Source organism: Embleya sp. NPDC020630 (assembly GCF_044334985.1).
GTDB lineage: Bacteria > Actinomycetota > Actinomycetes > Streptomycetales > Streptomycetaceae > Embleya.
Map to the genome: position 1 here is coordinate 116,712 of NZ_JBIRUB010000014.1, position 26,544 is coordinate 143,255.

Here is a 26,544-nt window from a genome sequence, read left to right on the forward strand (position 1 = left end):
GATCGTCGGCAGCAAGCCTTCGGGGACGTTCGCCACCAACAGTCCGATGGCGAACACGAACGCGTCCGTGAGGGACAGTCCGGCCACGAGACCGAGAGGCAGGAACAGCAGACCCGCTCCGACGGCTACCACGGCGATGATCCGCGCCGCTCGCTTGACCTCGATCTCCAACGGGCTGGGTACGCGGGTGACGCGGTGGATCAGTGCGGCGATGCGACCGAGTTCGGTGTGGTTGCCAGTGGCGTACACGAGCGCGTGAGCGCTGCCGTCCACGCATGCGGTCCCGCTGAAGACCAGGTCGGGCGCCTGCAGGAGCGGCTGGGTGGAGTCGGCGGGTTCGGCGGTGCGCCGTACCGGGACGGATTCGCCGGTGAGTGCGGACGTGTCCACGTCGACGGTGCCGTCGACGATGTGTGCGTCGGCGCAGACCCGGTCGCCTTCGGCAACAATCAGCAGGTCCCCGGGAACGATGTCGCGTGCGTCCACCGAACGTGGCGTGCCGTCGCGCACGGCGCGGGCCTGCTCCGGCAGATAGTCGCCGAGCGCCTCCACGGCCCGCTCGGCGTGACGTTCCTGAACGAAGGCGAATACCGCGTTGAGGACGACGACGGCGAAGATCGCCCAGCCCAGCGTCGCGGTTCCCGCGACGAACGCCAGCGCACCCGCGCCGGTCAGGAGCAGTGCCAGCGGGTGCACGAACTGGGCGGCCAATTCGCGCCACCAGCGTCTGCCACCGCGCCGTCGGAGGACGTTGGGTCCGTAGACGACCAGCCGTCGGGCAGCCTCACGCTGGGTCAATCCATCCGTTCCGCAGCGCAGATCGCGAGCAAGCCGCTGGACGGGTTCTCGGGGATCCGGCTCCGGTGCGTGGCGTGCCTCGGTCGGCATCGGCGTGCTCCCTTCCGTGTCGACACGCCACCGGGCGCCGAGCAACGCCACGTAGCGGTCCGGGCCACATGCGAGCTACAGCGACACGAGCCGGGCGGCCGGACGGTCGAGCGCAGGTGTTCCCGGCCGCCGCCAATCGGGCGATCACCCATGCGTCCTCGATCCGTTCCACCCGGCCGTTGATCAGTACGCTCCATCCCAGCCGGGCCAGACGGACCTCCTCGTCGACCTCGAAAGCCACGGGACCGCGGACCGCGCACAGCGGCGAATCGGGCGCCGTACGGAACACCACGTCCTTGCCGTCCAGAATGTAGTTCACGGGCAGAGCCAGCGGTTCCGCCCGTTCCCCGGGCACCACCCTGCCGACCTCCTGCAGGGCCAGGCGCGCGTAGCATTCGGACTCACCCATCTCCACGAGCTGCCGCTCGGTGGGCTGCGCGGTCTCGAAGCGTGCCGACGTCTGGACCGTCTCGAAGGCCGTGGGAGATGCCGTCAGCAAGTGTTCGGGCGTGGTGTGCAGCACCCTCGAAAGGTGGATCAACGCGGCGCGCGACAGCGGGGCCGTGCCGTTCGCAAGGTCGTCCAGCCATTTGGCGGGCAGCCCCGACAGTTTCGTGATGTCCGCCGCTGAAAGGCCCATCGCCTTTCCCCGCGTGTGAATGTTGTCGTACAACGCATGAAGGTCCGGGCGACGGCTTCCGGCGGTCTCGTCGTTCACGGTGAACTCCTGGTTCGACACGTCGGCGGAGTGCCGACACGACTCGGAGGATGGCCTCCCGAGAATCGATCCAAGCCTCGCCTCGGCCCAACGTGGGGCGGTCCGGCGTCACGGGCCGGGTCTTGGGCGCCGGGAGCAACCAACGGTCACCACGGGCCCGCGAACGACGACACGTCGTTCACCGTGTCGCTCTCCGTTTCACCCGGGAAGCTCCTTTATGCTCGCTTCGCCACATACACCCCTTGATGACCGGAGGACGGGACGGCGGAAATCAACCGCGAGCGGCTTATCAGGACGCTGACATTCTGGTTGCGTCCGGCGTTCATGCTGCGAGTCGTCAACCGGTTCCAAAAGATCGCGGGTTTCGACCGCTCGATGGCTCTGGCCTCCGGCGCGCTGACCGCGCTGCTCCCGCTCACGGTGATGAGCGGCACGGTCTTCGGCAGTGAGACCGCGGATCGCGTCATCAATCGTTACGGACTGACCGACGGAGGCGCCGACGCCGTACGGTCGGTGTTCACCGCCGACGCCACGACCACCGGCCTCGGCGTCTTCGGAACGTTGTTCCTGGCGATCTCGGTACTGAGCTTCTCCCGAACCGTGCAGCGGTTGTTCGAACAGACCTGGGAGCTGAAGCCGCTCGGTGTTCGCAACACACGCAACGGTCTGTGGTGGATCTGCGTGCTCGGCCTCTACACCGCGGCCGTCGGATGGCTCTACGTGGTCCTGGGCGGGACGCCCCTGGGGCTGGCGGCCGCCGTGTGCGAGGTGCCGCTGACCACGGCGTTCCTGGTCTGGAGTGGCTGGCTCATCTCCGCGAAGCGGCTCGCCCCGGCGACCCTGCTTCCGTTCGCCGTCGCCGCGGGCGTGCTGACCGCGGCCTACTCGGTGGCCGCCACCGTCTACCTGCCGCGCCTGTTCGATTCCTACGCCTCCCGCCACGGTGCGGCCGGCGCCGTCTTCGGCATGGCCACCCTCCTCTTCGGTGCCATGCTCGTCCTCGTCGCCTCGGCGGCGCTGGGGCGGGAGGTACGCGATGAACTCGTCCGCATTCGCCAGGGCCGACGCCCGTCCCAGGACGAGGTCCGGCACCAGTGGGACGACCTCGTCGAGCAGATGCGGTCACGCCTGCGCGCCGTGCGCGGGTCGGACCACCACATGCCCCCGAACACGTGAACGCTTGAATCCTCTCGACGCCAGGCCCGCCTTGCATCCCCAGGCTTCGGCCTGCTCCGTCACCGACTCCCCCGGCAGGCCGGCGCGGCGACGAATCACCTCCTTGACGGTGGTCCCCATCGATCCCAGATGGACCGGGATGTGCGGGGCGTTGGCGATCAGGTTGCCATCAGGGTCGAACAGCGCGCACGAGAAGTCCAGTCGCTCCTTGATGTTGACCGACTGCGCAGTGGACTCCAACCGCGCGCCCATCTGTTGCGCGATCGCCATGAAAAGGTTGTTGAAGATCTCCAGCAACACGGGGTCCACCTCGGTCCCGACGCCGGGCTCGACGCGTGCGGCCGTTCGCTCCGCCAGCAGCTGACCGATCGGCGTCATCGTCGCCCGCCATCCGTCGTCCACCACGGTGGTCACACCCGACTCGGCAATGATCGCCGGACCGGTCACCGTGTCTCCCGGCCGCATCGCCGCCCGCTCCAGCAACGGGACCTCGCGCCAGGCACCGCCCGTGTGGAGTCGCACGGTGGTGGCCGCCGTGGTGTCGACGACGGGGCCTGCCGGTGCTTCGAGATGCCCGAGGTCGGGTTGTTCGGTGAGTCCCGTCGCCTCGACCCAGAGGGCCTCGACAACGATGGGACGGTCCATCAGGAACGAATAAGTCGCGCGGTGGCTCTTCTCGAAGGCCGCGGTCATGGCGTCCGGCTCCGTCAGGTCTACCGTGACGGTGGTGTCGGTCCCGTCGTAGCGCAGCTGCGCGCGACGGGTCACCCGGATCCGGTCGGGGGGTGCCCTCGTCGAGCAGTTCCGCGCGTGCCGCCGATTCGAGATCGTCGGCGACGGACTGGACCCGCCGCATCGCGGCCGGCGCGAGCGGGCTCTCCACCGACTGCTCGCGCACCACCGTGGTATCGGCGAGGCCGATGCCCAACGCGGAGAGCACTCCGGCCATGGGGGGCACGAGGACGCTGCGAATGCCCAACGAGTCGGCCACCGCACAGGCATGCTGGCCGCCCGCACCGCCGAACGTGGTCAGCACATACCGGGTGACGTCCCGGCCCTGCTGCACGGAGATCCGCTTGACGGCGTTGGCGATGTTCACCACCGCGATGCGGAGACAGCCCTCGGCGACCTGCTCGGGTGAGAGCCGGTCACCGGTGTGCGCTCGGATCTCCTCGGCGAGCTCGGCGAACCGCTCTCGCACCAGGTCGCCGTCGAGCGGCCGGTCACCGTTCGGTCCGAACACTCGGGGAAAGTGCGCGGGTTGGACGCGGCCGAGCATCACGTTGGCGTCGGTGATGGTCAGCGGGCCACCGGCGCCGTAGGACGTCGGGCCCGGGTCCGCGCCTGCGGAGTCGGGCCCGACCCGCAACCGGCTGCCGTCGAAATGCAGGACGGAGCCGCCACCCGCGGCGACCGTGTGGATGGCCAACATCGGTGCGCGCAACCGCACTCCCGCCACCTGGTTGGCCGACACGCGCTCATACTCTCCCGCGAAGTGCGACACGTCGGTGGAGGGTAATCCGGCGGTCGAAGATGCGGGGCGGTTCTGGTAGCCGATGCGCAGGGCGTCGCGGAAGCCGCGGGTGATCACCAACGCGGTCCGTTCGCCCTTGCGTTCGAGCAGGGCGTTGATGGCCACGGTGGTCCCCATGCGCACCACATCGATGTCGGACTCGGGCAGTGGGCGGTCTGCGGGCAGGCCGAGCAGCGCGCGGATCCCTTCCACTGCGGGATCGCGAGTGGGGCCGCCGCTCCCCGTCGGGCCCGCAGGGCGACCCGGGATGTGTGACAGCAGCTTGTGGGTCATCAGCCGGCCGTCCGGGCTCAGGGCGACGACGTCGGTGAAGGTGCCGCCGCGGTCGATCCAGAACTGCCAGCCACGCTTGTCCTCCACGCCCGGCTCCCTCCGCTGTCCGGCGCGATGGCCGCTTCCCGAGCGTGTCGTGTCGAGTATCGGACCGGGCGATCGAGCAACGTGAACACGACATACTCGAGTATGTCGAATTCCTCCGAATGGAGGTGAGGGGCTCCTGGCGGCCACCATGTTCGCCCAAAAGCGTCTCGCGGTAGATACCGATCGGTGAGGGCCGGTGCGGCCGTGCGCACCAACAGACGGCCGCTGCGCCCTCCCCGGGGCGACCACCCCGATCCGGCCGATCACGGCGATCAGGCGCACCACCCGCGTCGCGGGCAGTGTGACCGCGGCGAGATCCAAGAGGCGGGAACACACGAATCGTCAACGGTCTCGGCCGAGTTCGCGTCCGACGAGGTAGTCGGTCGAAAAGATCGCCCATATCCCGTAGTCGAAGGCCAAGGGACCCGGGCGTCACCCGATTCCACGACGTAGGCGATCAGGTCCCGGCTCGTCGAACCGCAGACACGAAGCCGTCGGCAGGTGGCTTTCCGCGCGGTCGTGTAATGCGGGGACCTTTGCCGTACCGACCGGGCCCAACGGCCCTGCCGGTCGTCGGTGATCGGGAGCAGAGTCGATCAGTAGGGCCGCACTTCGGGTCGGCTCGTTTCGGAGAGAGGTGTGCGGTGGCCGGCTTCGAGAAACCGGCGCCCATGGTCGTCGGCGTCGAGAACAACCAGGGCGGTCGGCTCGCGGTCCGATGGGCTGCCAAGGAGGCCGACCGTCGCGGACTTCGGCTGCGGCTGGTCCATGCGTTGGACTGGCCCCTCGGCGCTGAACGTGACCCGGACATGAGGAAGCCGTGGGAGACCTGGAGCGGGATCTTTCGACGCGCGGGGGAACGGGCCCTCGAAGAGGCGCGCTCGCTCGCTCGGGACACTCGTCCGGGACTCCGGATCACCGAGGCCCTTGTCGACGGACGACCTGCCGTCGTCATGCGGGAACAGGCCGCGAGCGCCGCCATGGTCGTTCTGGGCTCGCGTCGGCTCTCCTCGGCCAGGGAACTCATGTCCACGGGGAACATCGTCGTCCCGGTGATCGCACACGCGGCCTGTCCGGTCGCGGTCGTCCGCGCGCCGGAACACCGCGGAGACGATCCGCGACCGTTGAACCCCGAGGCGGTCCTGTGGGGCCGGGACGTGCTCAAAATCCCCATCCACGACACGTGGTGGCAAACGGAGACGGGATGCATCATGATCGCCAACTTCGCCGCGAACGAGGTTCGGCCGGGCTCGATGGGCAGGCCCGTGCCCGGGGCGACCGCGGCCGCCCTCGCCCGCGGCGCGGACGGCCGCGCCGAGGTCGTCGACGGCAAGGTCACCACGATCGACGAACCGGGCGTGGAGGGCGAGTTGGCGCTGCGCGCGGGATGGCCGTCGATGTTCCGCGGCTAGAGGAACCCGACTACGCCGAAGCCGAAACCCCCACGGACTTCGCCAACCTCGTGATGACCCGGGTGGAGAACGCCGATTCACACCCGTGAGGAACAGTCGGACGACGCGGGTCACCCGCCGCGCAGCGTCGATCACCGGGTGGCGGCGTGGTCACCCTCCACGCGGCGGTGGCGCCGTAGGTCAGTTCGGTTCGATGAGGGATCGACGCCTGAATACCTGTGCTGTGGCCTTTGGGTGCACCAGCCCGAGTGCCCGCGCCAGGCAGTCGTCGATGGGTGTCTCCGTATGCAACACCTCGGCATCCTTCCAGGGGGCGTGGCTTCGGGCCAACGCCCGGGCGACGGACGCGTCCGCGTCCGACCAGCCGCCGCCCCGGGATGCGAGTCGCCGAGCGGTGACGGATTCCGATGCCGTACACCTGATCTGGGTCAAGGCCGCACCAGTCTCGTGTGCCAACCCAAGCGCCTCGGAGCGTGTTTCGGCTGCGTTCCAGGTCGCGTCCAGAACCACCGACTCTCCCAGGGCGAGCAACCTGCGGGCGCGAGCGAGCAACGCATCATAATTCGCGGCGATGCGATCGGGTGCGTACATCGAGGGGTCGGCCACCTCGTTCGGACCACGGCCCACGCTTTCCTTGCGCAGACGGTCCGTACTCAGCACGGTCATCCCCAAGCTGTCCGCGATGCCCCCGGCAATGGTGGTTTTCCCGGTCCCCGGCAGTCCGCCCACCAGAACCAGTCGCACCGCCCCCGCGTACAAATGACGCAGCGTCAGGTCGGTCAGTTCCTCGGCGAGCGGCGCGCACCGGGCATCTCCCTGCGCGCACCGCAGCAGGGCCACCTTCGCCCGCACGAAGGCCCGGTAGGCCACGTAGTGGTGCCACAACGATGTCGGCGCGGGGTCGCCGGAGAACTCGACGTACCAGTGAAGGAACTTCTCCGCCAGGGCGGGCGCTCCGAGACGCTCCAAATCCATGGCGAGGAAGGTCGCGTCATCGAGACCGTCGAGGCTGCGCAGGGCGTCGTCGAACTCCAGACAATCGAGCACTCGAGGGCCGTCGTCGAGGCAAAAGATGTCGTCGGCGATCAGATCACCGTGGCCGTCCACGATTCTGCCGTCGTCGATACGCCCGGCGAACAATTCCTCACGTCCGCTCAGGTAGTCCGAGGTGAGCTGCTCGATCTCCTCGACGGCCCGCGATACTCGGTTCGTGATCGATGGTGGCAGGGCACGGACCTGCTCGAAGCTGTCCGTCCAACGCCCCAGGAGAGCGTCGCGCGATCCCTGCCAATCGATCCGCGGGCCGCGTGGGGCCCTCGCGTGCCAGACCGCGAGCATGCGGGCGACATCGCGCAACACCACGTCGACCGATGCCTGTTCGCGGATCAGTCGGGACAGCCGACGATTGCTCGGCATGCGGCGCATGAGCACGAGGTGGTCCACGACGTCGCCGTTCTCTTCACGGACGTCACCGACGCCGAGGTAGACATCGGGGGCGAAGCGCTGGTTGAGAGCGACCTCGTTCCGGCACGCCTTTCGGCGTGCCTCGAGGGTGCTGAAGTCGAGAAATCCCAGGTCAACCGGTTTCTTCAGCTTCACCGCACGATCACCGGCGAAGTACACCACCGCCACGTGAGTCTCGGTACAACCCGCCCATGGCTCGGAAAGATCTTGTTCGTGGGCGTGAACTGTCATGGCGCAATCCCTCGCGAACCTTCGGTGTGTCGAGATCCAGGCGTTGCCGGATCGCGCGGCTGGGTGGTTCGGCTTCACCTGCGGGCCGGGCGCTACTGCCACGTTCAGCCATTGCACACACGTCACGGCGGCGCCGAGGTACCCGCCCACAACGGGCTCAAACCCGATGTCCGGTTCGGTCTGCGGCATCCGAGGGAACGGGGTCGGGACGGCAATCTCCCAGCGATCGGCCAACGCGTTCGGTCCGGCTCCCCTGTCCCCTTGTGGCGGGGGTCGTGAACGTGTTGACGCACACGCTCCACGCCGAGCAAACGACTCGACACGGCCTCGACGTCGCTCGTGAGATCGGGTCCACCCGGCCGGCCCAGCCATGGTGGACGTATCTCTCTACGCAGCTTGTCTGGTGGCCGCTTTCGCGCCGGGTCGGCACGACCGCTGCCCGCATCCGCTGTGTACCGGCGCCGAGACGGCCGATTCATTGAAGGACCTCACCCAAGTCGAGTGCGCGGCCTCCGATTCCGGCCGACCTGCGGTTCGGCATCAAGGCCCGAGCGGCTTGTCGGCGTCGGCACCGCCGCCGGCACGCCCGGCCCGTCACGATGGCGAAGTCCCGGCGAGGAACACCGCGCCTGGCATGCGGCGGCGCAGGTGGGTGGTGATGCGGACGAGCAGGTCTCCCACGCGATCACACCGTCCTTGACGTACACCTTCCACGAACACGAACCGGTGCAATTGACGACCTGAGTGCGCAACTCTCGTGTCGGTTGGGCCGGTTCGCTCCTCATGACGGATACCTGTTGCATGGCCTCCACTGCTTCGCCGGCCGGGGGCGACGGCAGGTCGGAGCCGACGGCGAGGTCGGCGGCGAGATGCACATCGCGCTGACCCTGGCCGACCTCCACCGGGGTACGTTCGTCCTGCGTCGAGAGCGGGGGAAACCGCCGTTCTCGGCCGCCGAGGCCGCGCTCGCCGGACGGCACGCGGACTCCCTGGCCGGGGGCCCGAACTGCTTCGTGGCCGGCAGGTTCCCACGCCGCCCCGCGCGTTGGACGGTGCCGCCCGGCGTGATCATCGTCGACGGCGACGACCGGATCAAGTCGGCGACCCCGATCGCCCGCGCCTGACTGGGCGGGATGACCCCCGACCGCAGCCCCACCGCCGGCCCCGACTTCGACGACCTGGTGTGGCGGATCACCCGGACGGCTCGACGCACGGCCGCCCCGACGCCGATCCGGCTCCCCACGCCGCAGGACTGGGTCGCGCTGCACGCCCAATCCCTGGAGGACACCCACACGGGCGATCTGGCGGGGCCGTGCAACCCGCCCTGGGCGCACTGCTGTTACCACTGATCTTCGCCTGGTCCGGCATCACCCCCCGAGAACGAGCCGTCATCGAGAAGGCCCTGGAGGGCCTGCCCGCCAAGCACATCGCCCGCCGGCTCGGCGTGTCCCCACACGGTCCACGGCCATCTGAAGGCCATCTACCGCAAGATCGGCGTCACCAGCCACAAGGAGTTGGTCGCCGCGCTGTCCTGAGCCGCGGCAATCCGCCGAGCGGCACCCGTTCAGAGGAATTGGAACTCGTCGTCTGCGATCACGCCCGGCGGGGCCCAGTGGTGGGACCGGACCGTCGTGACGTCCCGAAACCCGACGGCCATGAGGGCACTGCGCAGTTGCCCGTCGGCCTCGGCGGGCAGAAACCCCTTCGCCGGCGACTGGAACCGCCACAATGGCAGCTTGGCGAGTAGTTGGGGGCGCGGCGCGGTCAGGCCCCCGACCACGGCGAACGCGGTGCCCCGAACGGACTCCAGCCGGCAGGCCTCGGCAACCCTTCCGCGGTGGGTCAGTACACGGATGTCGATGTCCCAGCATGGGATCGAACCCATCGCGTGCCAGGCGGACAGGGGAATTCGGTGCGGCCCGGAGCGAGCGGACAGGTCCAGCACCCGCTGCGCCTGCGGCTCGTCCCACCGAACCCACACGCGCGGCCGCGCTCTGCCGCGGTTGCGTGGCAAGCCGGGCGACCGAGGTCGAGACGCCCAGAGCGAGGTGGTCGACGATGCAGTGGGTGCCGTAGTGGGTGACGGTCAGCGGTCCGATCCGTTCGACCACTGTGCCGAACCGCGGCGCGCCGAACCGGAGCCACGCAGGATGCGATCGTGCGCTGCCGGCAGTTCCGCCACGTCCAAGGCCACCACGGCATTCAAGCAGCGCGGTTCCCGCGAGACCATTGGTTAATGCGAACGGGCCTTGTCGAACGAATGTGGTTCCGCTCGGCCGGGTGATCGACGCGTACCGGCGGTGTCTCCGACGAAGCTCGCGAAGCCTTCGACGCACAACGTGTACCGCCGGGCGTTCTCCGCAGGCGTCGTCCCTGGCCTGCTCCGATTCCGCGTGGCCGGCGCGGCGTTGTCGATCCCGCGTGGGCGGCGGCACGTCCGGGATCGAGACGCCATCGGCGTGGAGCGGCGGCGTGTCGGGACGGGGGTCCCGTCGTTTGCGGAGTGGGCGGCGTGGAGGAAAGGGTGCCCCGCGCGCCGTTCGTATCTGGCGCATTTTTTCGCCGGCATCGCAACTTTCGGACGATCGTGGCCAACTTCTGTAGGTATCAGGGTGGTTCGGCGGCCGGCAAAGTTGGTCGGGTTCGGATGTGTCCGCGCGGGGATCGGGGTTCGTGCACGACGGGGGGCGGCCTGTGGGTACGGCATCGCCGTCCGGGATGTGTTGGGACTGTACGCGGGTGTCGGGTTGCGGGTTCGCCGTGACGGCGACCGCGACACGCGATGCCCGCGAGACGGGTGGTACACGGGCCGGCTCCGACGACGGAGTGTACGCAGGCTCGCCGCCATGAGATCGAATGCACGAGGAGAACCGCTGATGCGCCTGTTCGGAAGGATCTTCGTCGCCGCGACCGCGGCGTTGTGTCTCACCTCGACGGCGGTGATCGGCGCCGCCTCGGCGGCGCCGGCACCGCCCCGATCGGCTTTCCGATGCCTGCTGGACCAGACCGTGAACCCGTCCTCCGGGCCCGTGCACGGGGCGATCCTGGACGTCACCGCGCCGGGGATCCGCTTCGACGGCGCCGCCGGGAAGCTCGTGCCGGGAGGGCGTGACCAGCGCGCCTCGGACACCTTCCGCACCTCCAGCGTCACCAAGACCTTCACGGCGACGGTGATCCTTCAGCTCGCCGAACGACACAGGCTCGACCTCGACGACCGGATCGGCGCCTACCTGGACCCGGCCCTGGTCGACCGGGTGAGTGTGATCGACGGGGTGTCGTACGGATCCGAGATCACCATCCGGCAGTTGCTCGACCACACCGCGGGCCTCAACGACTACGTCACGGACCCACAGTGGTTCGACACGGTACTGGCACAACCACACAAGGGCTGGACACCGGCCGAACTGGTCGACTGGGCGCTGACCCACGGATCGCCGTACTTCCGGCCGGGCACGGGCTACCACTACTCGGACACCAACTACATCCTGGCCGGATACATCATCGAGAAGGTCACCGGGCGTCCGCTCGCCCGCGCCTACCGCACGCAGATCCTCGACCCGCTGGGGATGGGCCGCACCTACCTCGAACACTGGGAGGCCCCGCGCGGGACGTTGTCGCATCCCTTCCTGGGCGACATCGACACATACGGCTTCAACCCCACCAACGACACCTTCGGCGGCGGCGGGCTGGTGTCCACCGCCGCCGAACTCACCACATTCATACGCGCGCTGTTCGACGGGAGACTCTTCCGGCACGACGCAACCCTGCGAACCATGCTCACCACCACCGCGCAGAGCAACAACACCTACGGGCTGGGCATCGAGAGGAAAGTGCAGCCCGGCGGCGACATCGTCTGGGGTCACAACGGATTCCTGGGCGCGTTCATGATGTACTCCCCCGCCCTGCGCCTGTCCGTCACCGGCACCATGAACCAGGCACACCCGAACCTGCCGCTGCACCTGAACGCCTACCGACTGGCCGCCGGCCAAGCGGTACCCGGCTGCGGCGGCACCTGACCGCGCGGCGTGCGTCGAGGGCGTACACGGAGTGGGTGTTGGGGAGGGCGTCCCTGTGGACATGGACGCCCTCCCCCTCGTCCTCGCCCGCCCGTCCGTCCGCCCGCCCGTCCGTCCGTCCGTCGACACACGACGTACGCGCGAGCCGGTATGTACATCGCGGCGCGCAGCGTGCACAGACGCTCGCGGACCGATGCGCGGATCGGCTGGTGGGGTGAGGCTTGGCGGTATGCGACGAACCGGCAAGACTCCCCCTACCGGACCGCCTCGACGGCGGCCGCGCTGATGATCGGGGTCGCGGTGGTAGGCGCGATGTCGGTCGTGGGGGCGACGGCCTCGGCCGAGCGCAAGGTCGACCGTGATCTGGCCGCGGACTTCGTCGTCGCCGGGGACGGCAAGGGCGCCTTGGCCGCCGACGCCGGCAACACCGGCTTCCCCGTCAGGGTGGCGGACGCCGTGCGTGCGGTGCCCGGCATCGCGGTGACGGCGCGGGAGCGCCAGGCGCCGATCCCGCTGGAGATCAGCCCCGCGAACGGCGCGACGTGGACGCGACTGGCCACGCTGTATGGCGAAGACCCGTCCTTTCCGGCGCTGTTGCGTGAGCGCTACACGGCGGGCGATCCGGTTCGCGCTCTGTCCGGTCCCGACGCCATCGTGGTCGCCGGGGACTATGCCCGCGCCCACGGCCTGCGCCTGGGCGATGCGGTGCGCGTCCGCGCTCGCGGTGGTGGCCGCGAGACGACGCTCTTCATCGGCGCATTGCGGGAATCCGACCCGCCGGGTGGCAGCATCGGCCGCGTTCGCGGCGCGCCCGCCATCGCGCTGCTCTGGACCGCATCGCGCCCGGTGCCGTGGACACCGCCGTTTTCGCCGGCCTCGCCCGTGGCGCCGACCGCGCCGCGACCGCGTCGGCCCTGCGTGGTGCCCTTGCCGATCACCCGCAGGTGACGGTCCGCGACCACGCGAAGATCAAGGCCGAACAACGCGCCCAGGTGGGCGAGATGCTGATGGTCGTCTACGCGCTCACCGGTCTGGCCATCGCCATCGCCGTGCTGAGCGTGGTCAACACCCTGACCCTCGCGATGCTCGAACGCACCCGCGAAGTGGGTCTGTTGCGGGCGGTCGGCATGTCGCGGCGGCAGATACGGCTGCTGGTGCGGTCGGAATCGGTGGTGATCACCGTCTACGGCACTCTCCTGGGCCTCGCCCTGGGGCTGGGATGGGGAATCGCCAACCAGCGCATGACGCAACGGCTCGATGTGCTCGTCATTCCGTGGGGAACCATCGCCATCGTCGTCGCGACAGCGGCGGCGGTGGGGTGTTCGCGGGGGACCTGCCGGCCCGAAGGGCCGCACGGATGCCGGTGTTGGCGGCGCTGTCCGCCGATTGACCGAACCGGCCGGTCCCCCGGGCCGCTCGGTGGCCGCGCCACGGCCACGGGTGGGCGGTGCACGGCGGGGGCGAGTGGCCGTGGTTCTCGTGACGATCGTCGTGGACCGGGAAGGGTTCGTCGACGAGGCGGCACCGTCGGGATCGATGTGACCACGCTCGGCCTCCTCCCCTGGAAGGTCTGGCCGGTCCAAGGGCGGACAGCGATGGCGATGGGTTCCTGGTCGGGACGGGAGAGTCCGCCGCTGACGGCGCGGGTCGCACGGGTGAGCAATCCCCGGGGCAGCCGCGATGCGGGCGCGGGATCATCTGGAGGGGCTGTTCGTGGAAGAGGACTTCGCGCGGTGATCCCCCCGACGGACATCGCGGTCTGTCGCCGGCGCGACTGACCCTGGTGTCGGTGTCGCGGTATGCCGAGAACCTCACCGAGCGGCAGGCTGCGGAGGCGGTCCGGTGCCGTCTGGACTGGAAATACGCCTGGGCTGGAGTTGGACGATCAGGGCTTCGACTTCTCGGTGGTGAGCCAGTTCCGTGGCCTGATGGTCGAAGGAGACCGTGCGGACCGGTTTCCGGCGATGATGGCGGACCGGTCGGCGGAGGAGGGCTGGTCCGACGAGGTGGGCGGCAGCACACCGACTCCGTGCACGTCTTGGCGGCGGTGTGGCCGACCGGGACTCGCCGAGCAGGAACGGGCGCGGTCCCTCACCGGACTCGGCATGCGCTGGTAAGGCGAGGTCGGGTGAGGTGTCGGCCGGGGTGGGATCAAGGGATCCCCGGCCGTCGGGGTCCGAGCCAGGTGACCTGGGTGATGGAGACGCACTCCCGGCGCGGGACGGTGAGGGATTCGAAGAGGAGGTTGCGGCCGGGTCGCTGTGGGTGCGTACACCGGGGCCGGTGCCCTGGAAGGCGGCTCCATCGAGGTAGACCACGGAGGTAACGGTGGCCGGGTCCGCGGCCGTTTTCTCGACGGTGGCCAGGATGTCGGGCGGCAGGCCCGCGGCGACCTCCTCGAAGCCGGGCGGCCATTCCCAGGACCGGTCACTCACCGGCGATCTCGCGGTGCGCCTCGGCCCGTAGGCGAGCGATCTCGGTACCCGCGGTCCGGATCTCCTCGGAGTCGTCGGACCGGGCCACGACGCGCACCAGCTCCCGCAGACGGCGGGCGCAGCACGGGCGCCGCGCCGGCGGCCACGTAGACCGCCGGATAGGCCGAACCGCCGGCAATGGTGAATCGTGCGCGCAACCTTCGAATTGTGCCTTCCAACTTTCGTAGGTGCCGTTCGACCGCGGCAACCGTTCATCCTGGTCCAGCTCGGATGCGTCCGCGTACGGCCTTGTCACTCGCGGGAGTTCCGGCCGTTGTGGGTACCGGCGTCAGTCCGGTGTCCGCCCACGGCGTCGTCCACCGTCACCGTTCCGGGAAAGGATGCACGGACCGTATGAGGATTCCACGTACGAGGTTACGCCGACCCCTCGCCACGACCGCCGCGCTCGCCGCCGTGGCCTGGGGCGTCACGATCGCGCCCGCGCACGCCGATCCGCAGGGCGCGTGCAACCCGAACTTCACCCGCTACTACGGGGTTCCCGAAACCGCCGTGGTCGACTCGGTGATCACCTACCGGATAGCAGTTCCCATCGCGCCCGGCACCACCGGCAGCCGGACGGTCACGATGACCAAGCAGTACACGGTCACCACACAGGTGAACAACAGCACCGATTTCACCGTCGACGCCAAGACGTTGTTCGGCAATGTGAGCACGAAGGTGGGTTTCCAGGTCTCCGACACGATGGGCAGCACGGACACGACCCAGACCACCGAGACCTTCAACTTCCTGCAACCCGACTACTACCTGGTCTACCAGGGCACCAGACGTGTCCAGGGCGAGTGGATCAAGTGGATCTGTGCCCGCACCGGATACGACACCGGCTACTGGTTGCGGGTCGGCGGCCCCAACGGCGTGTACCAGTCCTTCGAGTACCCCGAACAGGGCGTGGTCTCCTGTTCGACCGTCGCGCCGCCGGGCTCCCTGCGGGCCAAGGCCAAGCAGGAGCTGGGGTGTTGACATGCGAGTGATCCGACGCGATCGCCCGAACACCGAGGCCGACGAACGGACCGCCGCCATGCCACGCTCACCCGGAAGCAAACGACGCATCGCGCGCGGTCACATCGCCGTCGCCACCACGCTGATCCTCGGCGCCGGCCTGCTCACCGCGACACCGGCGGCTGCCGGCTCGTGGCCGGCCGACATGACCTGCGTCCCCGGCACCTACCGGATCCACACGGGAGCCGGGATGGTCCTGACCGCCAACGAGGACGACACCAACCACGGCATGATCATCCAGTGGCCCTACGACGGCCACCCGAGTCAGCGCTGGAGGGTGTGCTACAAGATCCTCAACCCGCTCCACCAGATGGAATTCGAGTTCATCAGCGCGATCGGCGGCGGTCCCTGGTGCATGGGCGCCGCTGACGGGTACCCCAACGAAGGCTACATCCTGAAGGCCCAGGATTGCACGAACCTCAACCACCAACGCTTCACGAAGATAATCAGCCAGGCCACCCCGGGCCCCGGGCAGGGGGAGTTGTTCAGCCTCCAGCTCAAGCACAACAACATGTTCGTCGCGATCAAGGACTACACGGTGATCCACGCCTCGGCCGCCCAATACCCCGACCGGGCCGACTTGTTCTGGTACGACCTGGCCTGACTCCCGTAGCCACCCGCCCCACCCCGGGGGCGGCCCCGACCGCACCACTCTCGCCCGGCGACCGCTTTCGAGGTCGCCGGGTGCTCGGCATCCGGGTGCCCGGGAACGTGGAGAGGGGAGCCGCAATCCCGCACTACCGGGTACGGACACGTGGGTAAGATCGCCGCACCCTGTTCGATCGTCCCTCGGGGCCTCCTGTACCTGGAACGACCATCAGGTGACGGGGCAGGCCGCCGCCGGGTCATGTCCGTGGGGGCGCGGGCTCGTCGTGGGTCGCGCAGTGGATTCCGCCGCCGCCCGCCGCGACGGTGTCGATCTGTACCGAGACGATGGCGCGGCCTGGGAAGTGGTCGCGCAGGATCTGCCGTGCGCGGTCGTCGGCGGCCTTGTCGCCGAAGCGCGGCAGGAACACGGCCTTGTCGCCGATGAAGAAGTTGACGTACGAGGAGACGAAGTCGTCGCCGTGGCCGGTCATCTCCAACGGGTCGGGTTGTGGCAGGTCGATGACCTGGATCGGTTTGCCGCGCGCGTCCGTGGCGTCCTTCAGGACCGCCCTGGCCTGGTCGGAGGAACCCGAGAACGCGTCGGCCGGCTCGCCGGGGAACGCCGTGTCCAGCAGGACGACGCCCGGGGCGACGAACCGGGCGAGGGAATCGACGTGCGCGTCGGTGATGTCCCGGCCCCGTACACCCGCGAACCAGATCACCTCGGTCACCCCGAGGACCCGCTTGAGCTCGTCCTCGATCTGCTGCCGGGTCTTGCCCGGGTTGCGGTTGGGGTTGACGACGGAGCTCTCGGTGACCATCAGCGTGCCGGCGCCGTCCGTCTCGAACGACCCACCCTCCGCGACGATCCACGTCTGATCGCGGGGAATGCCGTACTTGGCCGAAACCTCGCGCGCGACCAGCGCGTCGTTGTCGTGCGGTTGTTTGTCGCCCCACCCGTTGAAGCCGAAGTCGACGCCATGGACGGCGCCCGCCTCCTCGACGAACACCGGCACCGTGTCCCGGGCCCACAGGTCGTCGACCTCGACAGGCACCACCTCGACATCGGAGCCGCACGCCTTCCGCGCGGCGTCCACCTGCTCCGGGCGAGCGAGCAGCACCACGGGTTCGGTGGCGGCGATCGCCCGGGCCACGCGGGCGATGTCCTCGCGCACCGCGGGCAGCTCGGAGCCCCAGATCCCGGTCGACGCGGGCCACGACATGAAGGTGCGGATGTGGGGGTCCCATTCGGCGCCGAAGTGCCGTGCCGGCGCGATCGGCCCGGTGGTCGGGGGCGCCGCGCTCGGGGTGCCGGGAGCCACCGGTAGGGAGGAGCCGCCCTGGTCGGACGGGCCGGACGAGTCGGAACACGCCGCCAGGCCGACCGCGAGCGCACTCAGCCCGGCCGAGTACCGCAACATCGTCCGGCGGGGCACCGCGCTGGGCTCGACCACAGGATCCTCCGAATGGGCTGTTACCGCCGCATGCGACTCGAGGCCCGGGTCGACGAGGCGCCCGGGAGCCGGGGCGGCGCCCGATGACCGAGTGCCCGGCATGCCTCCGCTCGCGCAGAGCGAAAGGGTGAATCGTCCTACGGACGAGTGATCCCCTTCGCGTCCGGAGTTGCTCCGGGCGGAGTCCGGAAAGCGCGGTCCGAGCCCATCGAGCCTGTCTCGAACGTCGCCGGGCACTGGGGCCGGGCGAGGGATTCCTGCTTCCTCGTTACCACCGATCCCACCTGGAGCCGCTCCACGCCCGGCGGTCACCGAGTCGGACGGTAGGCGGAGACGACGAGCGTGATCGGGCCGTCGGCGGAGGTGTTCACGACGCGGATGATCGCCAGGTCGCCGGTGGCGCGCGCGCGGACGCAGAACGAGTCTCCGGCTGGGACGTCGTCGAACCTGACGCCGCTGACCGGGCTCTTGCCGATCCTGTCGAGGCACGCGTCGGGAGTGGGGGTGGCACCGTGGAGGACGGCGGCATCGCTGCCCGTCGGAACCAGGAACTCGTCGGCCCCGCGGCCGATGGCCCAGCGGGCCGACTCGGCCGGTTTCACGGCGCCCGTCTCGATGTCGAAGTCGTACGAGCCGTCCGGCGTGGTCAGCACCATCCCCGTGTAGGCCGCCGTGTACGCGACGACCGGCGATGCCGACGGGCTCGTGGGTGGGCTCGCGGACGGCGGCGCCGTGCCCGGCCCGGGTGTGGTGGCCACCGGGGTGGGGGCCGACGTCGCGGCACCGTCGTCGGGCGCGGCGAGTTCGTCCAGGGCGAGTATCGCCACCGCGGTACCGAGCGCGGCCGACAGGACGACGACCAGGGCGGTTGCGGCCGGCCGGCGCCCGCGGCTTGCTCGGACTCGTGGAGCCGGGACCGCCGTGGCCGTCGCCACGCGCGTGGGCGCTGCGGCGGGGATCGGCGCGGTGCCGCTTACGCCCGACGCGGGGACGTGTGCCGGTGCGTGGGCGGGCGCCGGTCGGGCACCCGAGGCGGCGCAGGGTGCCCGGGGGAGGTCGGCGCGCTGGTCGATCTCCCGGCGGATCCGGTCCGGGAGCCAGGTCTCGGCGAAGCCCAGGTGCCCGCCCACGGCGGGATGGGTGCGGGCGAGGTCGATGACTTCGGCGGGTGTCGGTCGGGCTTCGGGCTGCTTGGCCAGGCATCGTCGGATGATTGCGTGGAGTTCGCGCGGGACCCGGCGCAGGTCGGGTTCTTCGTGCAGGAGGCGGTGGACCTGGCCGGTGTCGGGCCGGTCGCCGAAGGGGGCGTTGCCGCCGGCGGCGTAGGCGGCGAGGGCGCCGAGAGCGAACACGTCCGCGGCGGGTGTCACCGGTCGGCCGCGGGCTTGTTCGGGGGCCATGAAGGCGGGTGTGCCGATCCGCAGTCCGGTGCCGGTCAGCGCGACGGCATCGGCGGCGCGGGCGATGCCGAAGTCGATCACCCGAGGGCCGTCGGCCGCGACCAGGACGTTCGCGGGTTTGAGGTCACGGTGCACGACCTGAACCCGGTGGATCTCCTGGAGCGCCTCGGCGACGCCGCCGACCAGCAGCAGCACGGCGGGCACCGGGAGGGTGCCGTGGGCGCGGACGATGTGTTGGAGCGACGGCCCCGCCACATAGGCGGTCGCCAGCCATGGCACGTCGGCGTCGGCTCCGGCGTCGACGACCTGGGCCGTGTAGAGGCCGTGGATGCGCCGGGCGTTGGCGACCTCGCGGGCGAACCGCTCGCGGAATCCGGCGTCCTCGGCGTATTCGGGGCGGACGACCTTGAGCGCGATCGGCCGGCCGCCCGGCGTGTAGGACAGATACACCCGTCCCATGCCGCCCGCGCCGAGCCTGGCGAACAGCCGGTAGCCGCCGACGGCGTCCGGGTCTTCGGGTCGCAGGGGCGGAAGCCGGGTCGGTGGGGTGGCGGGGGCGTGGGGGTTCACGGGGCTCTCCGAGAGCGGCGCGGGCGACGGTGGTTCCCGGGGCGCCGGGTATCCGGGGCGGCGGCGCTATGCGGCGGGCCGCCGCGGCGTGGAGCCGGGGAGGCCGCCGTCTCGCGTCGGCCGGTCATCGTCGAGTCGAACGGCAGGGCGTCCCGGAGGTTGCGGCGGCGAGCGTGGCGTGGGCCCGCGGTTCCGGCACCGATGGCTGCGGCGCTTTGCTCGGTGGCTCGCCGCAGGATGCCCCGGGGGGAAGGAAGCTGTTCGGTCGTGCGGTTCTTCGATTCGAGTTCCGATCCGGTGCGATCCACGCGGTGCGAGGGTGATGGCGAAGACGGAGTACCGCTCCGCGGCGACGGGCGTACGGCTGGGCAGCCGCCGGACGACGACACTCTGACACTTACTGAAAATTCAGTCAATGCCTGAGCCGGTGAGGAGGCGGACCCGCGGCGGGCCGGGGCGGGTCAGGGGTGCGGTCGTGATCCGAGTTCCAGGGCCAGTGCGCTCCGGAGCAGGAAGCGTGCCCGATCCAGGGGGAGGGAGCCCGCCAGCCAGCGCTCGCTCAGACCTTCGACGAGGGCGGTGAGTCGCTCGGCCGCGTCGGTCGGGGCCACGGTCGGGGCGATGTCGCCGTTGTCCTGCCCGCGGCGGATCAGCTCCTGCGCGTCCCGTACCCAGTGCGTGGTCGCTTCGCGCATCCGAAGTCCCAGCTCCGGCACGAAGACGGCGCTCGCCTGGAACTCTCCCCAGGCCGTGCTGTTCTCCCGCACCTCGGGGTCGTCCTGGAGTTCGAGCAGCAACATCTCCTCCAGCCGGCCGCGCGGATCCAGGTCCGGATCGGCGCCGGACCGCGTGTAGCGCTCGGCGCGCTCGTTGATGAAATCCCAGGTGCGCCGCATGAGTCCCGCCCGGTCGCCGAAGTGGTAATAGACCAGCCCGACGGACACTCCGGCCTCGGCGGCGAGTTCCTCCACGCGCAGGCCGCGCACCCCGCGCCGGGCGATGAGCCCGGCGGCGGCTTCCAGGATCAATGACTGACGGCTCGACACTCGTGCCACCCCATCGGGGTGACACGTGGCCACCCATCCGACTGACTGAATATTCAGTCATCATATCGGGTGAGCGCATCCGTGATCTCCGGCCGCCGACGCACAACGGGCGGGGTATGTGGTGCCCGTGAGGCCAAAGGGTAGGGTGTCGAGCCATGGCCGCCGACCGTCGTACCGTGATCATGGAAGCTGCGGCTCGGCTCATCGCCCGCCGCGGGGTGCGGGGTTTGCGCATCGAGGAGTTGGCCGCCGAAGCCGGCGTGTCGAACGGGCTGATCTACTACCACTTCAAGGACCGCGCCGGAGTCCTGCGCGCGAGCTTGGAGTTCATCAACAACCGGGCCGAGCGGTACACCGCCGACCACGTCGCCGCCGAGCGTCTGACGGACCCGCGGGCCGTGCTGGAGCAGACGCTGCTCCTGGAGTTCCAGGACACCGCCGAAGTGCGGGAGAACAGCACCGCGTGGGGCGAACTGCGGGCCAGCGCGATGTTCGACGCCCTGTTGCGCGCGGACCTCGCCGAGGCCACGCGCGTGTGGGACGGCGAGGTCGCCGACCTGATCACCGCGGCACTGCCGGCCACGCCCGCGGGCCGGGCACTGGAGGCCGCCCAACGGCTCACCGCGCTTCTCGAAGGACTCAGTGGGCGCTGGCTGAGCGAGGGGCTGACGCTCGACCGCGCCCGCATCCTCATACTCGGCGCGATCGATGCCGAACTGGCCCACCTCGGCCACGCCTGAGAGATCCCCGGCCCCGGGCCGGAGCGCCTTGCGGGATGCTCCCCCGCGTCGGCGACCGCGCCATCGAATCCTTCGATTCACAGGTCCCGTTCACGCGTGATCCACAGGCTCGTTCACGCTTGATCCGCGGGCCCGTTCACGCTTGATCCGCGGGCTCGCGCGTGATTCACAGGCTCGCTCGCGCTTCGTGCGATCAGGTCCATCGGGTGACCCATCGATGCCGCCGCCGGCCCCCGCGGGGGCCGCGTGCGCCCGCGTGAGGCGCCCGACCCACCTACCCCGCCCGAAACCCGCCGCAGCGGCTGTTTCCGGTCCGCGCTATTGACTGACTTTTCAGTCAGTGGAACAGTATGGGCACGCCACACCGGGACCCCGGGTGCCATGTGCGCCCTGTGCCGTCGGCGAACCCCACCATCCGCGAGTTCGTCCATCCGTGCCGCCGAGCGGCGGAGCTACCACCCGACAGGGAGAGTCAGCCATGCATGGAGCGCGCACCACCCCCTCTTGTTCGGCACCGGAGACCGTGACCGCCGAGCCCTCGCGTCGCCGTGTGCTCGGCGGTGTCCTCCTCGGCGCTGCCGGCCTCGCGGTCGGCGGGCAGGCGTTCCTGGCGCCGGCCGCGCGCGCCGCGGCGGCCCTGCGGGTGCCCTCCGACGACGTCGCGCACGTCCGCACCTGGATGGCCTGGCCGACCCGCTCGTCCATCTGGGGCCGTCAGCTGAGCGGCGTACAGGACGACATCGCCCTGATCGCCAAAACGATCGCGCGTTTCGAGCCGGTGGTCATGTGTGCGCCGGACGCCGCCGGCGCGAGCGCCGCGCGCGCCAAATGCGGCTCGACGGTCACGGTCGTGAGCTCGATCCCCGTCGACGACCTGTGGGCCCGCGACACCGCGCCCGTCTTTCGCACCGACGGCCAGGGTGGACGCGACACCGTCGGCCTCGGCTTCAACGGCTGGGGCAACAAGCAGACCCACGCCAAGGACGCCCGTGTCGCCGCCGGCATCGCGGCGTACGACCGACTCGCCTTCACCCGCGCCGGATTCACCGGCGAGGGCGGCGCCGTCGAGACCGACGGCGACGGTACCGTCCTGGCCACCGAGTCCAGCCTGGTCAACAGCAACCGCAACCCCGGCATGACCAGGGCACAGATCGAGCAGGCGGTGCTGGCCGCCTACGGCGCGAGCAAGATGATCTGGGTGCCCGGGATCAAGGGCCAAGACATCACCGACGACCACATCGACGCCACCTCGCGCTTCATCGGCCCCGGCGTCGTGATGGTGCAGGTCCCGCCCGCGAACCGCACCGACATCTGGGCCCAGGACGCCCGCAACCAGCTCGCGATCCTGTCCGCCGCCACCGACGCGCGGGGCCGTCGGCTCCGCGTCATCCGCATCGACGGCCCGGACACCATCCGATCGACGAACCCGGACTTCGTCGACTCCTACGTCAACTTCCACGTCTGCAACGGCGGCGTGGTCATGTCCCAGTTCGGCGACCGCACCAAGGACGAGGCGGCCCGCCGGGTCGTCGCAGCCGCCTATCCCGGCCGCCTGGTGGTCCAGCTGGACACCGACCGAATAGGCGGCGGAGGCGGCGGCATCCACTGCTCCACCATGCAGGAACCGGTGGCCTGACCGCCCCGCTCCCATCCCCCATCCCCACCGGCGCCGGCCGTTCCCGACGCCCACCGCACAACCCCTCCCGGAGTTCCCCGTGTCCGCTGCCCTCCCGTCCCGCCGCGCCGTTCTGCGCGGTCTGCTCGGTGCCGGTGTCGTCGCCCTCGGTGCCGTCGCGTGCACCGAGGACTCCACGTCCGACGCTCCCGGGGAGGGTGCCGGTCGCGGCGCGCCGGGAGGGGGTCCGGACACGGCCAAAGCCGGATCACGGAGGTTCGGAGCCGAATGGGACCGGCACGAGCGCACTTTCATGGCCTGGCCCGCCTCGGCCGGCATCTGGGGCGCGGACCTGCCCGCGGTACGCCAGGACATCGCCCGGCTGGCGCGAGCCGTCGCAGGGTACGAGCCGGTCGTCGTCCTGGCTGGCGCGGACCAGCAGGCCGCGGCGCAAAACGCCTGCGGGAAGGACGTCGAGGTCCTGGCCATGCCCGTCGACGACCTGTGGGCACGCGACACCGTCCCGGTCTTCGTCGAGGCAGGCGGCGCGGTCACCGGCGTCGATCTCAACTTCAACGGCTGGGGGAACAAGCAGCGGCACGGCAACGATGGCCGGGTCGCGCGCGGTGTCCTCGCGCACTACGGCGTCCCCCGCAACCAGGCGCCCCTGGTGGCGGAGGGCGGCTCGTTCGAGACCGACGGCCACGGAACACTGCTGGTCACCGAGAGCTCGGTGGTCAACGACAACCGCAACCCCGGCAAGTCCCGGCAGCAGATCGAGGAAGGGCTCAAGCAGACCCTGGGCGTTACCCGGGTCGTCTGGTTCGCGGGCGTCCGCGGCGAGGACATCACCGACGCCCATGTCGACTGTCTTGTCCATTACGCCGCGTCCGGCGCCGTCCTGCTGGACACAGCATTCCCCGGCGGCCCCGCGGACTCCTGGTCGCGGGCGGGCGAGCAGGCCCGCTCCGTGCTGAAGACCGCCGTCGACGCCCGGGGCAAGCCCTTCGAGGTCGTCGACCTCCCGCAACCCGACCCGGACCTGATTACCGGCCGCGGTGACGCGTTCGTCTCCAGCTACGCCAACTTCTACGTGGCCAACGACGCGCTGTTCATGCCGCGCTTCGGCGACAAGCGCGCGGACGACCGGGCGCGGCAGATCCTGCGCGACCACTTTCCCGGCCGCGAGGTCGTGCCCGTCACGATCGACGCCATCGCGTCCGGCGGCGGCGGCATCCACTGCGCCACCCACGACCAACCCGCCGCCCCGGCATCCAAGTAGGCGCTGCCGAGGGCGAACACGCACCCCTCACGCGGGGACGAGTGCGATGCCCCGTCCCGCACGTCACGAATCATCTGGAGACACCGTGCAGTTGACCCCGACCGAGCGTGATCGGCTGCTGCTGTTCACGGCAGCCGAGCTGGCGCGCCGTCGCCGGGACGCCGGGTTGCTGCTGAACATGCCCGAGGCGACCGCGCTGATCGCCGACACCGTCTGCGAGGCGGCCCGCGCGGGACACCGGCTCGCGGACGCCGTCACGGCCGCCCGCTGTGTGCTCGGCCCGGACGACGTGCTGCCCGGCGTCGTCGACCTGGTCACCGAGGTGTACGTGGAAGCCGTCTTCCTCGACGGCACCCGACTTGCCGTGGTGACCGACCCGTTCGGCCATCCCGGCCACGGCGACGCGGCGCCCGGCGCGGTGATCCCGGCGACCGAGGCCGCCGTCGGGCCCGAGCCGGTGACTCGGATCACGGTGCACAACACCGCCTCGGTGCCGGTCAGTGTGACCTCGCACTTCCACTTCTTCGAGGCCAACCCACGCCTCGACTTCGACCGTGCGGCGGCCTACGGCATGCGGCCGGCGGCGCCCGCGGGCGTGTCGACCCGGTTCGACCCCGGCGCAGATGTCGAGGTCGGCCTCGTGCCGATGGGTGGCGCACGCATCGCGATCGGCTTCGCCGGTCTGGTCGACGGACCGCTGGACGCGCCGGGCGCCAAGGCCGAGGCGCTGCGCCGCGCGGCGGCGCGCGGCTACCTCGGCGCGATCCCCGGCGCCGGCGACGCCCCGGGCGCGACCCGGCCCAAGCCCGGTCACGGAAAGGAACTCGCATGAGCGGCAGCCCCCTCGACGCCCGTGAATACGCGGCCGTGCACGGCCCCCGGGCGGGTGACCGGATCCGCCTGGGCGACTCCGGTCTGGTCGTCCGGGTCGAGTCCGACACGCAAGCCGCCGGCGACGAGTTCCTCGCAGGTTTCGGCAAGACCGCACGAGACGGTCTGCATCTCAAGGCCGCGACCGTCCGCGAGACCTGTGACGTGGTGATCGGCAACGTCGTGGTGATCGACGCGATCCAGGGCATCCGCAAGGTGTCCATCGGCATCCGCGAGGGGCGCATCGCCTCGATCGGGCGGGCCGGCAACCCGGACACCCTCGACGGCGTCGACGTCGTCGTGGGCACCGGCACCGCGATCGTGTCGGGAGAGGGCCTGATCGCCACCGCCGGCGCCATCGACACGCACGTCCATCTGCTCAGCCCGCGGATCATGGAGGCGTCGCTCGCGTCGGGCGTGACCACGATCATCGGCCAGGAGTTCGGCCCGCTCTGGGGCGTCGGCGTCAACTCGCCGTGGGCGCTGCGGCACGCCTTCAACTCCTTCGACGCGTGGCCGGTGAACATCGGCTTCCTCGGCCGCGGTTCGGCTTCCGACCCGGCGCCACTCGTGGAAGCGCTCGCGGAAGGCGGCGCCTGCGGGTTCAAGGTCCACGAGGACATGGGAGCGCACGCCCGCGCCCTCGACACCGCACTGCGGGTGGCCGAGGACCACGACGTGCAAGTGGCGCTGCACAGCGACGGGTTGAACGAGTGCCTGTCGGTCGAGGACACCCTCTCCGTGCTCGAAGGGCGCACCATTCACGCCTTCCACATAGAAGGCTGCGGCGGCGGACACGTCCCGAACGTCCTCAAGATGGCCGGGGTCGCCAACGTCATCGGCTCGTCCACCAATCCCACGCTGCCGTTCGGGCGCGACGCCGTGGCCGAGCACTACGGCATGATCGTCTCCGTCCACGGCCTCAAGACCGACCTTCCCGGCGACGCCGCCATGGCGCGCGACCGCATTCGGGCGGGGACGATGGGCGCCGAGGACGTCCTGCACGACCTGGGCGTCATCGGCATCACGTCGTCGGACGCCCAGGGCATGGGCCGCGCGGGCGAGACCGTGCGCCGCACCTTCGCGGTCGCCGGGAAGATGAAAACCGAGTTCGGCCCGGCGGACGGGGACGGGCCGCACGACGACAACGCGCGCGTGCTCCGCTACATCGCCAAGCTCACCATCAACCCGGCCATCGCCCACGGGCTCTCCCACGAGGTCGGATCGCTCGAGGTCGGCAAGCTGGCGGACATCGTGCTGTGGCGCCCGGCGACGTTCGGAGCCAAGCCGCAGATGGTCCTCAAGTCCGGATTCCCGGCCTACGGCGTCACCGGCGACCCGAACGCCGCCACGGACAACTGTCAACCGCTGGTGATGGGTCCGTTGTTCGGCGGACACGGCGCGACACCCGCCGACCTGTCCGTGGCCTTCGTCAGCCGAGCCGCCGCGGAAGCCGGGTCGGTCGGCCGGCCGTACGACGCCATGACCACTCGCCGCCGCCGGGTCGCCGTCCGCGGCACTCGCGGCATCGGCCCCGCCGACATGGTGCGCAACGCGCGCACCGGCCAGGTGCAGGTGGACGCCCGCACCGGCCTGGTGACCCTCGACGGCGCCCCGCTGCACTCCGAACCCGCCGACGAAGTCCCGCTCAACCGCCTGTACTTCCTGTGAAATCCCCTGGACACCCCG

The 26,544-nt window shown here is 70.4% G+C and carries 21 protein-coding genes and 2 pseudogenes; 15 read left to right on the forward strand and 8 right to left on the reverse strand.

The features are described 5' to 3' along the window. Positions 1-33: 33 nt before the first annotated feature. Positions 34-888, reverse strand: a pseudogene (locus ACH4XV_RS35170) (HAD-IC family P-type ATPase); the annotation flags it as partial. Further along, a complete protein-coding gene (locus tag ACH4XV_RS35175) occupies positions 785-1,606 on the reverse strand; it encodes a pyridoxamine 5'-phosphate oxidase family protein (protein ID WP_395796391.1) in 822 nt (273 codons plus the stop codon). The pseudogene ACH4XV_RS35170 and the gene ACH4XV_RS35175, both read right to left, overlap by 104 nt. 324 nt (positions 1,607-1,930) lie before the next feature. Between ACH4XV_RS35175 and ACH4XV_RS35180 the strand changes: the two genes are divergently transcribed. Then, positions 1,931-2,782: a hypothetical protein gene (locus ACH4XV_RS35180; protein WP_395796392.1), complete on the forward strand. Its 852-nt coding sequence runs from the start codon at positions 1,931-1,933 to the stop codon at positions 2,780-2,782. Between the two features lie 78 nt (positions 2,783-2,860). Here the strand turns inward: ACH4XV_RS35180 and ACH4XV_RS35185 are convergent. Further along, positions 2,861-4,676, reverse strand: a pseudogene (locus ACH4XV_RS35185) (hydantoinase/oxoprolinase family protein); the annotation flags it as partial. Between the two features lie 644 nt (positions 4,677-5,320). Between ACH4XV_RS35185 and ACH4XV_RS35190 the strand changes: the two are divergent. Next, the gene (locus ACH4XV_RS35190) at positions 5,321-6,088 is read left to right on the forward strand and encodes a universal stress protein (protein ID WP_395796393.1); all 768 of its coding nucleotides are present in this window, start codon (positions 5,321-5,323) and stop codon (positions 6,086-6,088) included. A gap of 180 nt (positions 6,089-6,268) precedes the next feature. Here the strand turns inward: ACH4XV_RS35190 and ACH4XV_RS35195 are convergent, their stop codons facing one another. Then, a complete protein-coding gene (locus ACH4XV_RS35195) occupies positions 6,269-7,720 on the reverse strand; it encodes an AAA family ATPase (protein WP_395796394.1) in 1,452 nt (483 codons plus the stop codon). A gap of 860 nt (positions 7,721-8,580) precedes the next feature. On the opposite strand from ACH4XV_RS35195, the gene ACH4XV_RS35200 reads away from it, so the two are divergent. Together ACH4XV_RS35200 and ACH4XV_RS35205 are read left to right on the forward strand one after the other, a co-directional pair. Then, positions 8,581-8,907: a hypothetical protein gene (locus ACH4XV_RS35200; RefSeq protein WP_395796395.1), complete on the forward strand. Its 327-nt coding sequence runs from the start codon at positions 8,581-8,583 to the stop codon at positions 8,905-8,907. Positions 8,908-8,916: 9 nt separating this feature from the next. Continuing rightward, positions 8,917-9,132: a hypothetical protein gene (locus tag ACH4XV_RS35205; protein ID WP_395796396.1), complete on the forward strand. Its 216-nt coding sequence runs from the start codon at positions 8,917-8,919 to the stop codon at positions 9,130-9,132. Between the two features lie 215 nt (positions 9,133-9,347). On the opposite strand, the gene ACH4XV_RS35210 is transcribed toward ACH4XV_RS35205, so the two are convergent. Beyond that, positions 9,348-9,764, reverse strand: a complete 417-nt coding sequence (locus ACH4XV_RS35210; protein ID WP_395796397.1) for a hypothetical protein — start codon at positions 9,762-9,764, stop codon at positions 9,348-9,350. Between the two features lie 895 nt (positions 9,765-10,659). On the opposite strand from ACH4XV_RS35210, the gene ACH4XV_RS35215 reads away from it, so the two are divergent. The 6 genes from ACH4XV_RS35215 (at position 10,660) to ACH4XV_RS35240 (ending at position 15,894) form a co-directional block, all read left to right on the forward strand. After that, entirely contained in the window at positions 10,660-11,799 is a 1,140-nt protein-coding gene (locus ACH4XV_RS35215; protein ID WP_395796398.1) for a serine hydrolase domain-containing protein, read from the forward strand. Positions 11,800-11,949: 150 nt separating this feature from the next. Continuing rightward, positions 11,950-12,747 (forward strand): ABC transporter permease, encoded by a 798-nt coding sequence (locus ACH4XV_RS35220; protein WP_395796399.1) that lies wholly within the window; start codon positions 11,950-11,952, stop codon positions 12,745-12,747. Then, a complete protein-coding gene (locus ACH4XV_RS35225; RefSeq protein WP_395796400.1) occupies positions 12,744-13,577 on the forward strand; it encodes an ABC transporter permease in 834 nt (277 codons plus the stop codon). Before ACH4XV_RS35220 ends, ACH4XV_RS35225 begins: the two co-directional genes overlap by 4 nt. A 129-nt stretch (positions 13,578-13,706) precedes the next feature. After that, positions 13,707-13,916 carry a hypothetical protein gene (locus ACH4XV_RS35230; protein ID WP_395796401.1) on the forward strand — a complete coding sequence of 70 codons (210 nt, stop codon included), beginning with the start codon at positions 13,707-13,709 and terminating at the stop codon, positions 13,914-13,916. A 711-nt stretch (positions 13,917-14,627) separates the two neighbouring features. Next, positions 14,628-15,251 (forward strand): hypothetical protein, encoded by a 624-nt coding sequence (locus ACH4XV_RS35235; protein WP_395796402.1) that lies wholly within the window; start codon positions 14,628-14,630, stop codon positions 15,249-15,251. A 1-nt stretch (position 15,252) separates the two neighbouring features. Further along, on the forward strand, positions 15,253-15,894 hold the full coding sequence (locus ACH4XV_RS35240; RefSeq protein WP_395796403.1) for an RICIN domain-containing protein: 642 nt from the start codon (positions 15,253-15,255) through the stop codon (positions 15,892-15,894). A 241-nt stretch (positions 15,895-16,135) separates the two neighbouring features. Here the strand turns inward: ACH4XV_RS35240 and ACH4XV_RS35245 are convergent, their stop codons facing one another. The 3 genes from ACH4XV_RS35245 to ACH4XV_RS35255 all read right to left on the reverse strand — a co-directional run bounded on the left by ACH4XV_RS35245 (position 16,136) and on the right by ACH4XV_RS35255 (position 20,348). Continuing rightward, on the reverse strand, positions 16,136-17,299 hold the full coding sequence (locus ACH4XV_RS35245; RefSeq protein ID WP_395796552.1) for an agmatine/peptidylarginine deiminase: 1,164 nt from the start codon (positions 17,297-17,299) through the stop codon (positions 16,136-16,138). Positions 17,300-17,640: 341 nt separating this feature from the next. Continuing rightward, positions 17,641-19,302: a serine/threonine-protein kinase gene (locus tag ACH4XV_RS35250; RefSeq protein WP_395796405.1), complete on the reverse strand. Its 1,662-nt coding sequence runs from the start codon at positions 19,300-19,302 to the stop codon at positions 17,641-17,643. A 461-nt stretch (positions 19,303-19,763) separates the two neighbouring features. After that, complete coding sequence (locus tag ACH4XV_RS35255) at positions 19,764-20,348, reverse strand: TetR/AcrR family transcriptional regulator (protein ID WP_395796407.1); 585 nt, start codon at positions 20,346-20,348, stop codon at positions 19,764-19,766. A gap of 155 nt (positions 20,349-20,503) precedes the next feature. Between ACH4XV_RS35255 and ACH4XV_RS35260 the strand changes: the two genes are divergently transcribed. The 5 genes from ACH4XV_RS35260 to ACH4XV_RS35280 all read left to right on the forward strand — a co-directional run bounded on the left by ACH4XV_RS35260 (position 20,504) and on the right by ACH4XV_RS35280 (position 26,526). Next, entirely contained in the window at positions 20,504-21,088 is a 585-nt protein-coding gene (locus ACH4XV_RS35260; protein WP_395796409.1) for a TetR/AcrR family transcriptional regulator, read from the forward strand. Between the two features lie 478 nt (positions 21,089-21,566). Further along, entirely contained in the window at positions 21,567-22,724 is a 1,158-nt protein-coding gene (locus ACH4XV_RS35265) for an agmatine/peptidylarginine deiminase (protein ID WP_395796411.1), read from the forward strand. Between the two features lie 79 nt (positions 22,725-22,803). Then, positions 22,804-23,985 (forward strand): agmatine/peptidylarginine deiminase, encoded by a 1,182-nt coding sequence (locus tag ACH4XV_RS35270; protein ID WP_395796413.1) that lies wholly within the window; start codon positions 22,804-22,806, stop codon positions 23,983-23,985. An 85-nt stretch (positions 23,986-24,070) separates the two neighbouring features. Further along, positions 24,071-24,817: an urease subunit gamma gene (gene ureA, locus ACH4XV_RS35275; RefSeq protein ID WP_395796415.1), complete on the forward strand. Its 747-nt coding sequence runs from the start codon at positions 24,071-24,073 to the stop codon at positions 24,815-24,817. Then, the gene (locus ACH4XV_RS35280; RefSeq protein ID WP_395796417.1) at positions 24,814-26,526 is read left to right on the forward strand and encodes an urease subunit alpha; all 1,713 of its coding nucleotides are present in this window, start codon (positions 24,814-24,816) and stop codon (positions 26,524-26,526) included. The genes ureA and ACH4XV_RS35280 overlap by 4 nt, the downstream gene beginning before the upstream one ends. The last annotated feature ends 18 nt before the right edge of the window (positions 26,527-26,544 follow it).

Coding starts and splice junctions, on each gene's coding strand:
- ACH4XV_RS35180 (WP_395796392.1), top strand. CDS start 1,931: ATGCTGCGAGTCGTCAACCGGTTCCAAAAGATCGCGGGTTTCGACCGC.
- ACH4XV_RS35205 (WP_395796396.1), top strand. CDS start 8,917: ATGACCCCCGACCGCAGCCCCACCGCCGGCCCCGACTTCGACGACCTG.
- ACH4XV_RS35215 (WP_395796398.1), top strand. CDS start 10,660: ATGCGCCTGTTCGGAAGGATCTTCGTCGCCGCGACCGCGGCGTTGTGT.
- ACH4XV_RS35220 (WP_395796399.1), top strand. CDS start 11,950: ATGTACATCGCGGCGCGCAGCGTGCACAGACGCTCGCGGACCGATGCG.
- ACH4XV_RS35235 (WP_395796402.1), top strand. CDS start 14,628: ATGAGGATTCCACGTACGAGGTTACGCCGACCCCTCGCCACGACCGCC.
- ACH4XV_RS35240 (WP_395796403.1), top strand. CDS start 15,253: ATGCGAGTGATCCGACGCGATCGCCCGAACACCGAGGCCGACGAACGG.
- ACH4XV_RS35245 (WP_395796552.1), bottom strand. CDS start 17,299: ATGTTGCGGTACTCGGCCGGGCTGAGTGCGCTCGCGGTCGGCCTGGCG.
- ACH4XV_RS35260 (WP_395796409.1), top strand. CDS start 20,504: ATGGCCGCCGACCGTCGTACCGTGATCATGGAAGCTGCGGCTCGGCTC.
- ACH4XV_RS35265 (WP_395796411.1), top strand. CDS start 21,567: ATGCATGGAGCGCGCACCACCCCCTCTTGTTCGGCACCGGAGACCGTG.
- ACH4XV_RS35280 (WP_395796417.1), top strand. CDS start 24,814: ATGAGCGGCAGCCCCCTCGACGCCCGTGAATACGCGGCCGTGCACGGC.